The following is a 14,658-nucleotide window of genomic DNA, read 5'->3' as shown; positions in this document are numbered from 1 at the left end:
GGGAAAAATTGTCTACATGAGGTGCTGATCCTGTGTTATAATAAGAATTATTGTAAAAATCAAGGAATCACTGGTAATAATGAGGTCTGTCAGATTGGTGCAGAATTTATCAGTGCCTCCCTATGAAGGAGTCTCCTCTTGAATAAATTGTTCTATGAAAATGTGCGGGAGAATACGCTCGCACTTGAACGCTCACAGAATACGCAGCGTACGCGCTATATCCTCGCTCGTACACTTGTCTTTCCCGCGATGCTCATCACACTGCTTCACGGCTACGATGTGGGCTCGTCCGCCGAACTTATGCTGGGGGGCTTTCTCCTGCTGCTCTTTGTCGTGCTTGTCGCGCGCCATCGGAAGCTCGAGCGGCTGCGCCTGCTGACAAAGGCGTATCTTGCAGTGACGGCGGGCTATCTCGAGCGGTTCTCAGGTGCGTGGAAGAATCTGCCCGAGGACGGCGCCGCCTACGCGAAGGAGAAACGTCCGCCCGACCGCGATCTGCATATCTTCGGCACGGCGTCGCTCTATCAGTATCTCTGTGCGGCGCGCACACAGGCGGGGCGCGAGCGGCTTGCGGCGGCGCTCACGGCGACGCCGCGCGATCTGGATCGCACGCGGCGTCGTCAGGCGGCGGTGGCGGAGCTCCTCGCGCATCCCCTCCTCTGTATTGAGCTCGAGGCACGTGGGGCACGTCTGCCGGATGGGCACGATACACGCGAACTGGCAAAGGAGCTCGCACATCCTCTCAAAGGGTCGCTAAAACTTATCTCTTGTATTGGCATTGTATTTGCAAACGCCTTTGTTCTTTCCTTTCTCTGGGCGGCGTTCTTCCACGGTGCGTGGACGATTCCGATTGTGCTATTCATGTTCAATCTGACGGTGGCAATGGCGTTTTACACGCGCACGCAGCGCGAACTCGCCCCGCTCGGACATATGGCACGAGAGCTCAGGCTCTACGGGCGGATCTTTCGCACGCTCGAGCGCGCACCCCTGCGCGGGGAAGCGTTCCGCGAGGTGCTTGCGCCGCTCTTTGCGCCCGTGCGTGCGACACAGGCGCAGAGTCGTCTGACGACGCTCGCGCAGTGTGCGGCTACGCGGCGGAACATTCTCTTCTTCTTCCTTGCGAATGGAATTCTGCTCTGGGATCTGCACTGCATGGCGTATTTTTCGCATTGGCGGATACAGGCGGGAAAAGCTGCTGCAGGCTGGCTGAAGGTCTGGGCAGAGGTGGAGGTGCTGCTCTCACTCGCGCGCATCGGACATACGCGTGCAGTGCATGCCTTCCCGACGTTCCTGGAGGGGGATGCGCCGCAGCTCATGGCAGAGGGGGCCATGCCGCTCGTGATCTCCGAGGAGGCGGCGACGCCGAACGATGCGCATCTCTCTGCGGGCACGCTCGTCATCACGGGCTCGAATATGTCTGGCAAGACAACGTATATGCGAACGCTGGGCTCTAACGCTGTTTTGGCATACGCTGGAGCTCCTGTGTGCGCACAGTCCTTTGCCCTCACCCCAATGGCAGTCTATACCTCCATTCAGATCAGCGACGATCTCGCGGGAGGCATCTCGACGTTCTACGCAGAACTCCTGCGCATCAAGAAGATGATGACGTACAGCAAGCGCGGGCGTCCCATGCTGATCCTGATTGACGAGATCTTTCGCGGGACGAACTCTGCCGACCGCATTGTCGGCGCGCGCGAGGCGATCCGCCGTCTGACCCTGCCGCACGCGATCACAATTGTGACGACGCATGACTTCGAGCTCTGCGATCTCGGGAGCGAGGGCGTGCCCGTGGAGAATGCGCATTTTGAGGAGCACTACGAGGGGGACAAGATCCTCTTTGACTTCAAGATTCGCGAGGGGCGCTGCCGCACGACGAATGCGCAGTACCTGCTCAGGATGGCGGGCATTATGGGGGACTGATGGACTCCGTGACAGCACAGCTAAAATCTGCTATAATAGGTAAGTCTTTCAACATGTAACGATATGCGGACAAATCCGCTGAAAGGATATGGAATGAGTGAGCAAGGTGCAAGACCCGCTGCGACGGCGGGGGTGATGACTGCCGCGGCGGTGGTCTACGAGCTCGCGGCAATCTATCTGCCCATGCTGACAATGATGATGGGGATGTTCTGGCCGGTCTTTATCGCGCTCGTGACTGTGCGCGAGGGTCTGCGCTGGGGGATGCTTGCGGCAGCGGCATCTCTCATCCTTACGATGCTCTTTGCAACGCCCGTGACGGGGGCGTTTTTCGTCCTCTCGTTTGCGCCGACGGGGCTTGTCCTCGGGGCGCTCTTTCGGCGCGGTGCGGACACCGTACGCGCCCTTACAGGTGGGGCGCTTGCCTCACTCGCGGGCAAGGCGGCTGCTGCGGGGATGATGCTCCTGATCTTCGGGCTGAATCCGTTCGCGATGGATGTCTCGATGGCAAATGAGACGATGGATGAGACCCTTGCTATGTACCGTTCCCTCGGAATGGATGAGGCGCAGCTGGAGGAGACACGCGCGGCGTCGACGCAGGTGCTTGAGCTCTTTGTGCTGATGCTGCCCGCGCTCTTCCTCGGGAGTTCCGTGATTGAGGTCACGGCATCGTTTGTCGTGCTGCGCAAGGTACTCGTCCGCCTAGGGATTCCGGCGAAGGGGCTGCCAGCCTTTACAGAGTGGCGGCTGCCGATCTTCTTCTCCTATCTCTTTGCGTTCTCGCTGATCGGGATTTACTGGGGCACAACCCGCGATATTTCGTGGCTCTATCAGGCGGCGCTGAACGGCTATCTCATTTCGTTTGCTGCGGGGCTCGTGCAGGGGCTCTCCCTTGTGCAGTTCCTGATGAAGCGGTTCAATGTGTCCTCGTTCATGCGCATCATCATCTATATCTTCATTGCGGTGAACGGCTTTATGACGCAGATTGTTTCGTGGACGGGGCTGTTCGACATCGCGTTTGACTATCGAAAGAAGTTCCGTGAACGTCAATAAGAAATATATTGTATATACGTTATCCATATAAAGAAGGTGATTCTATGCCGCGGAATTTATCCGCGTGGGTCGATCTCACGGTCCACCTGATCGTCATGCTCGCGCTTGCACTTGTGACGTTCTGCTACAACTCCTACGTGGGGACTGCCGCGCTCCTTTTGTGGGCGTTGCTTGCGGCGTTTGCGTGGGAACGATGTCGTGACAGGGAACGGCGATTTGAACGCTATTGTATGGGCATTATCCGCAATGTCAACGATGTGATGAACTACGCTGTGGATCGGCTCCCGCAGGCGATCCTCGTGGTGGAGAAGGACGGACACCTCGAATGGTGCAACCGTCAGGTCGAGGAGTATCTCGGCGGGATAAAGCCGGAGCAGGGGACGCCGGTTTTGGATTTCTGGCCGGATTTCAAAATCGAGGAGATCTGGGGCACGGAGGGGGAGTATCGCTTCGCACATGAGGGGCGCACCTATCATGTCTACCATCGTACGGTGCCGACGCCGCCGCAGATGGATCCTCTGATGGCGTTTTACGTCGAGGATGAGACGGAGCTTGCCGATCTCAAGCAGCGCTTCCGCGCAAGCCGTACTGCCCTCCTCTACATTCAGCTCGACAACTACGATGAGATCATGCAGGGGCAGTCGGAGGCGGAGAAGTCCATGCTGCTGCTCGCTGTGCGTGAGCGTTTGGATGCCTGGATGAATGGACTCGGCGGATTTATGCGCAGCATCTCCGATGGAGAGTTCGTGGCGATGCTGGATCGCTCTTCGCTCGATCACGCGATTGCGGAGAAATTCGATATCCTCGATCAGGTGCGCAAGATTGTCAACTCGAAGGGGCTCCCCGTGACGCTCTCGATCGGGCTCTCGCTCGCGGACGATCAGTCGCTGAAGGAGCTCGGCGAGGAGGCAGAGGCAAAGCTCGATCTCGCACTCGGACGCGGCGGCGATCAGGTGGCGCTCGATATTGGTGGCAAGACGCAGTTCTTCGGCGGCAAGGCAAAGGCGGTCGAGAAGCACACACGCGTCAAGGCGCGCGTGGTGGCACATGCTCTGCGCGACATTATGGAGGGTGCGGACGAGATCTACGTCATGGGGCACCATAACGAGGACTACGACTGCTTCGGCGCTGCGATGGGCGTTGCCTGCATGGCACGCGCGCTCGGCAAGCCCGTGCACATCGTCCTCAGTGATATGAACGAGGGCATCGACCGCATTCTTGACATGGTGCAGAAGGATGAGGCATACGACGGTCTCTTTGTCCGTCCCGGCGATATTGCGGGCGTTGCATCCCTCTCTGCGCTGCTCGTTGTGGTGGATGCGCATATCCCGCACATCCTTGCCGATCCGACGCTGCTCGACCGCATTCCGAAGATCGTTGTGATCGACCATCACCGCCGCAGCGAGAATTTCGTCAAGAATCCGCTGCTCGTTTACATCGAGACAGCATCCAGCTCGGCGAGTGAGCTGGTGACGGAGCTGCTCATGTACTTTGGCGACAGTGTGCGGCCGACGCGTCTCGATGCGACGGCGCTCTACTCGGGTGTGGTCGTAGATACGAAGAATTTCAACGTCGGCGCGGGTGTCCGCACCTTTGATGCGGCGGCGTACCTCAGACGTGCGGGCGCAGATCCCGTGCTCGTCCGGGCGCTGTTCCAGAGTGACTATGAAACGACGGTGGCGCTCGCCCGCGCGAAGGCAAATGCGGAGTATTTCCCCGGCGGGCTGATCGTCGGAAGCATTCCCGAGCGTCTGCCGAATGGGCAGATCATCGCGGCGCAGGCGGCGGACGGCATGCTGCGCGTGGACGGGGTGCGCATGAGCATCTACGTCTTCCAGCTGCCCGGCGATGTGGTCGGCATCAGTGCGCGCTCGACGGGCGAGATGAATGTTCAGGTGATTATGGAGGCGTTCGGTGGCGGCGGGCACGCAAATGTGGCAGGCGCGCAGGTGAAGGGCGTGCCGCTCAGCGTGGTGCGCGGCAATGTCGTCGAACAGGCAAGGGCATATATAGAGGAGAGTGACAACCATGAAGGTCATACTGCAGGCGGACGTTAAGAATATCGGAAAAAAGGGCGAGATCGTGGAGGTTGCGGACGGCTATGGACGCAATTTCCTCCTGCCGAAGAAGCTCGCGCTGCCCGCGAGCAGCGAGAATGTGAATGTTGCAAAGACGCAGGCGGGCGCAAAGGCGCGCAAGGACGCGATGGCGGTCGATGAGGCGAAGCTGATGGCCGCCCAGCTCGAGAAGGTCGAGGTGGAGATTCCCGTACGCATCGGCGAGAATGGGCGCCTATTCGGCGCGGTGACGGGCAAGGATGTCGCCGAGGCCCTGAAAAAGAAGAACATTGACGTGGATCGCCGCAAGATTACGATTCGCGGCGAGGTTGTGGGTGAGGGGCTGTACGAGGCAATCATCAAGGTGCATCCGAACATCTCCACCACGATCAAGATTCACGTGAAGAAAGAGTAGGAAGTATAACAATTTCATCCATCGGGCTGATGAGGATCATCTCATCAGCCTCTCTTATACAAAAGGAAACATTTTCTATGTCATTTTTTAAGGACTTATTTGGCGGAGACGGGCACAAGGAGAAGCCGCCCGAGCTGTCACCCGAGGCGCGCATTGATGCGGAGATTGCGGTGATCTTTCGCATGCTTGCCGACTCGATGGGTACAGAACGACTCGTCATTCAGGCGGGTAAGATGAACGCAATGGCGCTCATGCGCTCGGAGAACCGACGTGAGCGTGTGTTGGCGCTCATGCGCATTCTCGAGGAGGATCCGCTGCTCTCGCCGCCGCCGTCGGAGGCAGAGCTTCCCGAGATCATCAGCCGCATGACGGAGCAGCTTGCGGGTATCCTCGCACGCCGTGATCTCGAGGATCGGATCGAGCGCAAGGTAAGCGAGAAGCTCGAGAAGGATCACGAGGAGTATGTGGACGACATACGCCGGCAGGTGATCTCCGAGGAAAGCCCGGGGACGGAGTCGCCGCACGACAAGAAAAAGCGTGAGGATCTCGAGGAGCTCGAGAGTATCCGCCTTACACAGTCTGTTATGGAGCTCCTACGGCCGCAGAACTTCGATGAGATTGTGGGGCAGGAGCGCGCTGTGCGCTCGCTCATGGCAAAGCTCTCCTCGCCCTATCCGCAGCATCTCCTCCTCTATGGGCCGCCGGGTGTGGGCAAGACTACGGCAGCGCGCCTCGTGCTCGAGGCGGCGAAGAAGCGTGCCGTATCGCCGTTCGGCGAGAGGGCTCCCTTTGTGGAGACGGATGGGACGACGTTGCGCTGGGATCCGCGCGATATGACGAACCCCCTGCTCGGCTCCGTGCATGACCCCATCTATCAGGGTGCACAGAAGAGCCTCGCGGACAGCGGCGTCCCCGAGCCGAAGCCGGGACTTGTGACGGATGCGCACGGCGGTATTCTATTCATCGACGAGATCGGCGAGATGGACGAGATGCTGCAAAACAAATTGCTTAAAGTGCTCGAGGACAAGCGTGCCTACTTCGAGTCGGCGTATTACGATCCCGACGACAAGCGCGTGCCTCCCTATATTCGCAAGCTCTTTGAGGAGGGTGCGCCTGCGGACTTTGTCCTCATCGGTGCGACAACGCGTGACGCAGAGCATATCAACCCTGCGTTGCGCTCACGCTGTGCGGAGATCTACTTCGAGCCGCTGACACCCGCGCACATCCTGACGATTGTCGAGAATGCGGCTGAGAGGCTGAATGTCAGGCTTGGCGACGGCGCGGCGCAGCTTATCAGCGAGTATACGATTGAGGGTCGCAAGGCGATCAACATCCTCGCGGACGCCTACAGTCTCGCGCTGAACCGCCTTGCAGATACGGAGATCGAGCAGATTGTTTCACGTGAAACAATCGTGCCGCAGGATACGGAGCAAAGCGAAGGCAATGTTTCACGTGAAACATCATCCGCCCCCGCCGCGCCCCCTCTCCTCGTCACAAAGGACGACATTTACGAGGTCGCCCAGGTCAGCCGCCTCTATCAATTTGGGCGGAAAAAGGCATCAGATACACCCGCCGTCGGCAGAGTTTTTGGCCTCGGTGTTGCGGGCTTCCTCGGATCGATCATCGAGATCGAGGCGGTCGCCTTTCCTGCGGCGGAGAAGGGGAAGGGAACCGTGCGCTTCAATGAGACGGCGGGCTCTATGGCGAAGGACTCCGTATTCAATGCAGCGTCCGTCATGCGACAGCTCACAGGACGAGACATCCACGACTATGACATCCACGTAAACGTGATTGGCGGGGGCAACATCGACGGCCCGAGCGCGGGTACGGCAATTCTCGCCGCAATCGTGAGTGCCGTGACGGGCGCAGCGATTCGGCAGGATGTGGCCGTGACGGGCGAGATCTCCCTGCAGGGAGAGATCAAACCCGTGGGCGGCGTCTTTGAGAAGGCGTACGGCGCACGGCAGGCGGGTATCTCAACGCTCATCATCCCGTGGGAGAACAAGAAGGACATCCCCGAGGAGCATCTAGGGCTCACAATCCATCGCCTGAAGAAGGCGGAGGAGGCGTTTTCCGTGCTCTTTGCGGATGAGAAGTGGAAAGAGAAGGAGGGAGAATGATGCCGGAAGGACGCGTTCCACCGCAGAGCATCGAGGCGGAGCTGTCCGTGCTCGGGGCAATGATGCTTAAGAAGGAGGCTGTCACGCAGGCGATTGAACTCCTGCGTTCAGATGAGTTTTATCGCCAGGCGCACCGCGTTGTCTTCGAGGCGATGGAGAGCTTGGTGCGTGAGGGCGAACCCGTAGACATCGTGACCGTGACGGAGTCGCTTAGAAAGAGCGGGCTCCTCGAACAGGTCGGCGGAATTACCTTTCTCGCAAATTTGACGAACAGCGTGCCAAGTACGGCGAATCTCGCCCACTATGCGAAGATCGTCAAGGAAAAGGCGATCCTACGCTCACTCATCGATGTGAGTACGGAGATTGCGGGCATGGCATACGAGGGCAGCGAGGATATTGCCGTCCAGCTGGATGGTGCCGAGCAGAAGATCCTTGCGATTGCGGGCGGGCGTACAACAGGCACCTTCACGCCGATCAAGGACGTTGTCTTTGATGCCGTGGATCGTGTGAATCAGCTCGCGCAGTCCAAGGGCGGAATTACGGGCCTATCGACGGGACTTGCGACCCTCGACTCCGTCACGCGTGGCCTCCAAAAATCCGACCTTATCATCGTTGCGGCACGTCCCGCAATGGGCAAGACGGCGTTTGTTCTCAACCTCGCGACCCATGTCGCCCTGCAGGGGGGCACGGTTGCATTCTTCTCCCTCGAAATGCCGCGCGAGCAGCTGATGCATCGTATCTTCTGCGCCGAGGGGCAGATTGATGCAACCCATCTGGCACGCGGAGAGCTGGATGAGGAGGAGTGGAGCCGCCTCGTCAAGGTCGCAGACCGCATGATAAAGACGAACCTCTACTTTGACGATACGAGCAGCACGACGGTGATGGACATTCGCACGCGCGCACGTCGTCTGAAGGCGGAGCGCGGACTCGATCTCATTGCAATCGACTACCTCCAGCTCATCCAGGCACCGGGGCGCGCTGAGAACCGCACGCTTGCCGTTGCAGAGATGACGCGCTCACTCAAGGTGTTGGCGCGCGAGCTGAGTGTGCCGATCATCGTCCTCTCGCAGCTCTCACGTGCAACGGAGGGGCGTTCGGATAAGCGACCGATGCTTTCCGATCTGCGCGAGTCCGGCTCCATTGAGCAGGACGCTGACATCGTCATGTTCCTCTACCGCGAGGACTACTACAATCAGGACACGGAGAACGCGAATATCACGGAGCTGAGCATTGCAAAGCATCGTAACGGCGCGACCGACACCGTGAAGATGTTCTTCCAGAAGGAATACACGCGCTTTCGTGATCTCGCACGTGAAGGATGAAATTGTTTCACGTGAAACAATTTCATGCAATCCTCTCAAAAAAGAGGGGATTTTTTTTGTCATTTATGATATGATGAAGGAAGTTCAATGAATATGGAAGCGCGTTTTTTGTGCGTATATACAAATGGGCAGGGGAGGAAGAGTCGTGTTAAAGAGTATTGCAATCATGACGAGCGGGGGAGACAGCCCGGGGATGAATGCGGCAGCGCGCGCGGTTGCACGCACGGCACTCTACGAGGGTGTGAAAGTTTGGGGAATCAACGACGGCTATCACGGGCTGCTTGAGGAGGATCTGCGTGAGCTGGAGTCCAAGGATGTGGGCGACATCATCCAGCGTGGCGGCACCTTCCTCGGGACGGCACGCTGCAAGCGCTGGCAGACGCCTGAGGGACGCCGCCTTGGCCATGAAAATCTCATTAAGCGTGGGATAGAGGGGCTCTGCGTCATCGGCGGTGACGGCTCTCTGCGCGGCGCGCAGCTGCTCTCGGAGGAATATGGCTTCCCCATTGTCGGCCTGCCGGGCACGATCGACAACGATGTCTGGGGCATGGACTACACGATTGGCTGCGATACGGCTGCGAACACAATCATCGATGCAATCAACAAGCTACGCGACACGGCGTCGGCACACCGCCGCGTCATTGTCCTCGAGGTCATGGGTCGCAACTGCGGCTGGCTCGCACTCGTTGCGGGCATCTCGGGCGGCGCGGAGTACATCCTCGTGCCTGAGGAGGAGTTCGACCTTGAGGAGATCACGAACAGCCTGACTGCCGCGTATGACAGGGGCAAGCGCTACATCCTCATTGTCGTTGCCGAGGGGGCGGCGAGCGGACAGGAAGTCTGCGACTACATCGCGAAGCATACGGACATCGAGACGCGCGTCTCCGTGCTCGGGCACATTCAGCGCGGCGGCGCACCGACGGTCATCGACCGCGTCCGTGCGAGCCAGCTCGGTGAGCAGGCGGCTCTTGCGCTGATCTCGGGTCTCTCGGGTGTTGTCTTCGGCTACAGCAAGGGGCATGTCGTCTCGGTCAACCTTTACGATGCCGTGAACAACAAGAAGCAGCTCGACCCTGAGTATCTGCACCTCGCGAAGGTGCTGTTCTAAAAAGAAAGATTCCACATCCGCGCAGAAAGGATGATCCCGTGGCAAAGATCATAGCGATTGCCAGCCAGAAGGGCGGCGTCGGCAAGACGACTACAGCCGTCAACCTCGCCGCTGCTGTCGCACGCGCAAAACGCCGCGTCCTGCTCGTCGACATCGACCCGCAGGGGAACGCGACGAGCGGCTTCGGCATCGACAAGAATATGCTCATGTCCACGACCTATCGCGTCCTCATTGAGGGGCGCAGCCTTCGGGAATCTATCGTCGCCTCGGAGTATCGCGTCGATGTCCTGCCCGCGAACGTCGAACTCGCGGGTGCGGAGGTGGAACTCGCGGGGATGGAGCGGCGGGAGACGCGCCTTCGAGATGCCCTGACTGTCGTGGAGCATGACTATGACTACATCTTCATCGACTGTCCGCCGTCCCTCGGCTTCCTCACGCTGAACGCGCTCGCGGCGGCGCACGCCGTCCTCATCCCGATCCAGTGCGAGTTCTACGCGCTCGAGGGGGTGGCGCAGCTGATGAACACAATCAGCCTCGTGCAGGAGAGCGTGAATCCTGCGCTCACCGTGCAGGGAGTCGTCATGACCATGTACGACAGCCGCACGCGCATCGCGACTCAGGTGGTCGATGAGGTGAAAAATGTCTTCGGTGCGGCACTCTACGAGACCCTGATTCCGCGCAACGTGCGTCTCTCGGAGGCACCGTCCTTCGGGCAGCCGATCACCTCCTATGACATCACGTCGCGCGGCGCGGAGACCTATATCGCACTGGCAAGGGAGGTCATGAAGCGTGAAGAAAGCTAAGACAGGCGGACTCGGGCGCGGACTCGGTGCACTCGGGCTTGGGAAAAATGCTCTTGCAGGCGCGCCGAAACCGGCAGAACAGCCCGCTCCCCCGGAGACAGAGGAGCCTGCGGCGCAGACGGGAAAACCGGCAGAGCTGCCCGTGGTCGCCATCGTTCCGAACCGCTTCCAGCCGCGCCGCGAGTTCGACGAAGCTGCGCTCGAGGAGCTGCGTGAATCCATCGTGCGCCATGGCATCCTCCAGCCCCTCTCCGTGCGCGATATTGGCGGAGGGAAGTACGAGCTCATCGCGGGCGAGCGCCGTCTGCGCGCGGCACGACTCGCAGGGCTCGCGACTGTCCCCGTCGTCTTTCGCACGGCATCGGATGCAGAGCTGGCGGAGATGGCACTCATCGAGAACATCCAGCGCGAGGATCTGAACCCGATCGAGGAGGCGCGTGCATACGAGCGCCTCTTGACGGAGTTCCGCCTCTCACAGGAGGAGCTGGCGCGACGCGTTGCGCGCAGCCGCTCGGCGATTGCAAACAGCGTCCGTCTCCTGCGGCTCGCCGATGAGGTACAGGCATTTGTTGCAAATGGTGTCCTCACGATGGGACAGGTACGTCCCCTCCTCACACTCGGCAGTGCGGCACTACAGCGCGAGGCAGCAGAGTATATCCAGGAGCATGAGCTCTCCGCGCGCGGGGCAGAGGCACTTGTGAAGCGTCTCATCAAAGATCCGAACGCACTCAAGAAGACGGCGCAGCCCGTCACAAAGCGCACCCCGGATATCTTCGTGCGCGAGGCGGAGGAGCGCCTGACACGCAGCCTTGGGACGAAAGTCCGCATACAGGAGGGGCGTGAGCAGGGCAAGGGACGCCTCGAGATCAGCTATTTCTCCGCAGATGATCTTGAGCGTCTGCTGGGACTGCTCACCGGCGCAGACGGCGCGGCAAAGGAGGACAAGCGGGCGGCGCTGCGCGCCATCTCCACACAGAAATTTACCGTGTGAACATGCCGAGAAATGTAGGAAAGAAGGGAAGAAAGCATTGTTTCTGAACAATCTCGTCAACTATATTGCATCGCATGAGACGACGCTCCTGCTCGCCTCCATGCTGCTGATTTTGGTCTTATTGATACTGGTCATCTACACGATGGTGCGCCTCTCGACGATGAACAGCCGCTATCGTGCGATGATGCGCGGCTCGGAGACGGAGGATCTCGAGAGCATGTTGATCCAGCACGTTCATGAGGTGGAGAAGGTCTCTGCGACGAACGCGCGCATCCTCGAGGAAAATGAACTCATTCGCCAGTTCATCCGCAAGGCGCTCGTGCGCGTTGCTTCCGTGCGCTTTCGCGCATTCGAGGATATGGGTGGCGATCTGAGCTACTCCGTCGCCATGCTCGACGCGAACAACGACGGCGTGATCTTCTCGAGCATCTTCGCACGTGCGGACTCGCGCAGCTACATCAAGCCAATCAAGAACGGTTCCTCGGAGTATTCGCTTACGGACGAGGAAAAGGGCGTGCTGAAAGAGGCAATGTCTCAGCCCCTGCCGATTCAGTATTGAGACTCATATTAAACCTGCTGACACTCAGCAGGTTTTCATTTTTTTCGGCTAGGATAGGAGGGCGAAATACGGATGACATATAGAGGAGAAAAATTTGAACGAAGAAGAGAAAAAGCGCTATAAAATCCAATTCATCGACAATGAGGAAGACGTAACACGCACAGTGAAGCTCTCCCTCAGCTCCCTGCGCATGATTGCCGTCGGAGCCGGGGCAGCGGTCGCCGTCCTCGCAGCGGCATCCGTGCTCTCTGTCTACACCCTTATGAACGGACAGGCGCATGAGGCGGAGACGGCACAGCTGCGCGAGGCAAACCGTATACAGCAGGAGCAGATCCTGCAGGTGTCGAAAAAGGCGGCCGCGCTCCAGCAGGATCTCGACACGCTCCATCGCTCCGAGGATGGTCTGCGTGCGCTCATTGGTGCGCCGCCTGCCGAAGCGGACGAGGTGACACCCGTACAGGAGGCGGCAGAGGCACCCACGGGCGGCGCACCGCATGACCTGACAACGGCAGAGCTCGGTGAGGCGCTCGAGATGATCGAGACACGCATGGCAGCACGCCGCTCCTCGCTCGATCTGCTTGCGCAGACGATGCGTGCGAACTTCCCGGGTGCAGCCGCCTACACCTCGGACGATGCGGCACATACTGTGCCGTCGATCTGGCCGACATCGGGCTATGTCAGCTCGCCCTACGGACTGCGCTGGAACGGGACGGAGTTCCATCAGGGCATCGATATCGCCGCTGAGACGGGCACGCCCATCGTTGCGACGGCAGACGGCGTTGTGACATCAGCGGGATGGAACGGCAGCGGCTATGGCAACATGGTCGATGTCGACCACGGCGGCGGGATCGTGACGCGCTATGGGCACGCCTCCGCTGTTGCCGTGACGGTTGGTCAGGAGGTACGGCGCGGGCAGGTGATCGCCTACGTCGGCTCCACGGGCTACTCCACGGGCCCGCATCTCCACTACGAGGTACGCGTCAATGGTCAGCCCGTCAACCCCGCAGGGTATCTATAAGGAAGGAACACAATGAAAGCGATTTATTTCCTGCTTGCCGCAGGCATTTTCCTCCTCCCCGCGTACGGGGAGAGCGCGGAGAAGAAGGACATCCATGCGGTGATGACGGCGGCGGAGTCGGAGGACACCGCGTCGGATGCGTCTGCAGACACGGCAAAAGCGCCCAAAAAGGGGGAGTCTGCCCTCGATGAGGAGATGGACGATCTCGGCGATGAATCTCTCGACGAGCGCGATGAGAACGGCAAGATCATCCCCATGCCCTATGACGGCGAGACGACCGCAAAGGACGCGTCCGCCGAAAAGGCTAAGGACGAAGCCCCGCAGGAGGCGATTGGGTACGGCTACGGTACGGATGAGGGACGCTCCTCCGCCTATGATGCCGCTGCCTACGGTGACCTCACTGCAATCATGCCCGTCAGCCTTGCGGGCGGCGACTGGGGCTTCATCGAGGGGGATGAGCGGCGTGGCTGGTTCTTCGACCGCTCGATGATGGCGAAGAACACGGACGGCACGATCTCCTACTGGCAGCTCATCCTCTACAATGACCTCGGACGGGCACAGTTCGTTGAAGCAATGCACGATGCGGAATATGACAAGCTGGCGTATACACTGCAGCGCCGCGTGCTGGATCTCAAAAAGAACACAATCCGCACCTATGAGATCATCGCCTATGACGGCGAAAACACGGTCATCACGGACGGCGATCGCGACGGTCATGCTGCCGAGATCCGCCCGAACACCATGGCGGAGAAGGAGCGCGATGCCGTAAAGAAGGCGGCGAAGAAGCTGAAATACAAGAAATAAATCCAAGGCATTGTGAGAATAAAGGAAGCGCTGATACAATGAAGTCCGTCAGATTGGTGCAGAATTTTTGTCCTGCCAAGGAAACAAACCGGACGCATAGCGGGGGCTATGTGGAGGATTTGTTGACACAGGCAGGGCGAAAAGGATGTGCCAAAATGGCGGTGCTGAATGTATCAGTGCTTTCTTATGTCGCATATTGACAGTGCAGGCGATTCCTGTTAGAATTAACCTGCAATTAAATATGCGGGAGGGCGTCGCATCCCTCCACGTTTCCGAGCAAAAATATCTAAGGGCTGAGCAGAGCCTATGATATTGCGCCTGCGCTGAGCAGTCTATGCGAACGCGCACAGGGTTCACGCAGAAATGCGCGGGCCTTCCCCTTGGAGGCTCGCGCCTCCCCTTGAAAAGGAAGCGACAGAATTGCCTCATTACAGAGCGTTGTACACTGTTTTTTCGGCGTGCGTTCCTACCCATCGAATTTTGAAGGCTGT

At 59.2% G+C, this 14,658-nt stretch carries 12 protein-coding genes and 1 riboswitch; all 12 genes read left to right on the top strand.

What is annotated here, in order from left to right:
* Positions 1 to 138 precede the first annotated feature (138 nt).
* The 12 genes from HMPREF9163_RS05350 to HMPREF9163_RS05295 all read left to right on the top strand — a co-directional run bounded on the left by HMPREF9163_RS05350 (position 139) and on the right by HMPREF9163_RS05295 (position 14,167).
* The gene (locus tag HMPREF9163_RS05350) at positions 139 to 1,920 is read left to right on the top strand and encodes a DNA mismatch repair protein MutS (RefSeq protein WP_037346223.1); all 1,782 of its coding nucleotides are present in this window, start codon (positions 139 to 141) and stop codon (positions 1,918 to 1,920) included.
* A 93-nt stretch (positions 1,921 to 2,013) separates the two neighbouring features.
* On the top strand, positions 2,014 to 2,970 hold the full coding sequence (locus tag HMPREF9163_RS05345) for a YybS family protein (RefSeq protein WP_009440667.1): 957 nt from the start codon (positions 2,014 to 2,016) through the stop codon (positions 2,968 to 2,970).
* A 44-nt stretch (positions 2,971 to 3,014) separates the two neighbouring features.
* Complete coding sequence (locus HMPREF9163_RS05340) at positions 3,015 to 5,027, top strand: DHH family phosphoesterase (RefSeq protein ID WP_009440666.1); 2,013 nt, start codon at positions 3,015 to 3,017, stop codon at positions 5,025 to 5,027.
* Positions 4,999 to 5,442, top strand: coding sequence for a 50S ribosomal protein L9 (gene rplI / locus HMPREF9163_RS05335; RefSeq protein WP_009440665.1), 444 nt, complete (start codon positions 4,999 to 5,001; stop codon positions 5,440 to 5,442). Before HMPREF9163_RS05340 ends, rplI begins: the two co-directional genes overlap by 29 nt.
* 77 nt (positions 5,443 to 5,519) lie before the next feature.
* Positions 5,520 to 7,562 (top strand): Lon family ATP-dependent protease, encoded by a 2,043-nt coding sequence (gene lonC, locus HMPREF9163_RS05330; RefSeq protein WP_037346217.1) that lies wholly within the window; start codon positions 5,520 to 5,522, stop codon positions 7,560 to 7,562.
* Complete coding sequence (dnaB, locus tag HMPREF9163_RS05325) at positions 7,562 to 8,884, top strand: replicative DNA helicase (RefSeq protein WP_037346215.1); 1,323 nt, start codon at positions 7,562 to 7,564, stop codon at positions 8,882 to 8,884. Before lonC ends, dnaB begins: the two co-directional genes overlap by 1 nt.
* A gap of 124 nt (positions 8,885 to 9,008) precedes the next feature.
* Positions 9,009 to 9,992, top strand: coding sequence for a 6-phosphofructokinase (gene pfkA, locus HMPREF9163_RS05320; RefSeq protein ID WP_009440662.1), 984 nt, complete (start codon positions 9,009 to 9,011; stop codon positions 9,990 to 9,992).
* A 38-nt stretch (positions 9,993 to 10,030) separates the two neighbouring features.
* Positions 10,031 to 10,795, top strand: a complete 765-nt coding sequence (locus HMPREF9163_RS05315) for a ParA family protein (protein ID WP_009440661.1) — start codon at positions 10,031 to 10,033, stop codon at positions 10,793 to 10,795.
* On the top strand, positions 10,782 to 11,786 hold the full coding sequence (locus HMPREF9163_RS05310) for a ParB/RepB/Spo0J family partition protein (RefSeq protein ID WP_009440660.1): 1,005 nt from the start codon (positions 10,782 to 10,784) through the stop codon (positions 11,784 to 11,786). The genes HMPREF9163_RS05315 and HMPREF9163_RS05310 overlap by 14 nt, the downstream gene beginning before the upstream one ends.
* Positions 11,787 to 11,823: 37 nt before the next feature.
* The gene (locus tag HMPREF9163_RS05305; RefSeq protein WP_009440659.1) at positions 11,824 to 12,345 is read left to right on the top strand and encodes a DUF4446 family protein; all 522 of its coding nucleotides are present in this window, start codon (positions 11,824 to 11,826) and stop codon (positions 12,343 to 12,345) included.
* 94 nt (positions 12,346 to 12,439) lie between these two features.
* Positions 12,440 to 13,363, top strand: coding sequence for a M23 family metallopeptidase (locus HMPREF9163_RS05300; RefSeq protein WP_009440658.1), 924 nt, complete (start codon positions 12,440 to 12,442; stop codon positions 13,361 to 13,363).
* Positions 13,364 to 13,375: 12 nt separating this feature from the next.
* The gene (locus HMPREF9163_RS05295; RefSeq protein ID WP_009440657.1) at positions 13,376 to 14,167 is read left to right on the top strand and encodes a hypothetical protein; all 792 of its coding nucleotides are present in this window, start codon (positions 13,376 to 13,378) and stop codon (positions 14,165 to 14,167) included.
* 258 nt (positions 14,168 to 14,425) lie between these two features.
* Positions 14,426 to 14,594: riboswitch (molybdenum cofactor riboswitch) on the top strand.
* Positions 14,595 to 14,658 lie beyond the last annotated feature (64 nt).

Origin of the sequence: Selenomonas sp. oral taxon 138 str. F0429, assembly GCF_000318175.2 — a bacterium.
GTDB classification, from domain to species: domain Bacteria; phylum Bacillota; class Negativicutes; order Selenomonadales; family Selenomonadaceae; genus Centipeda; species Centipeda timonae.
This window is presented reverse-complemented; position numbering and strand designations above follow the sequence as displayed.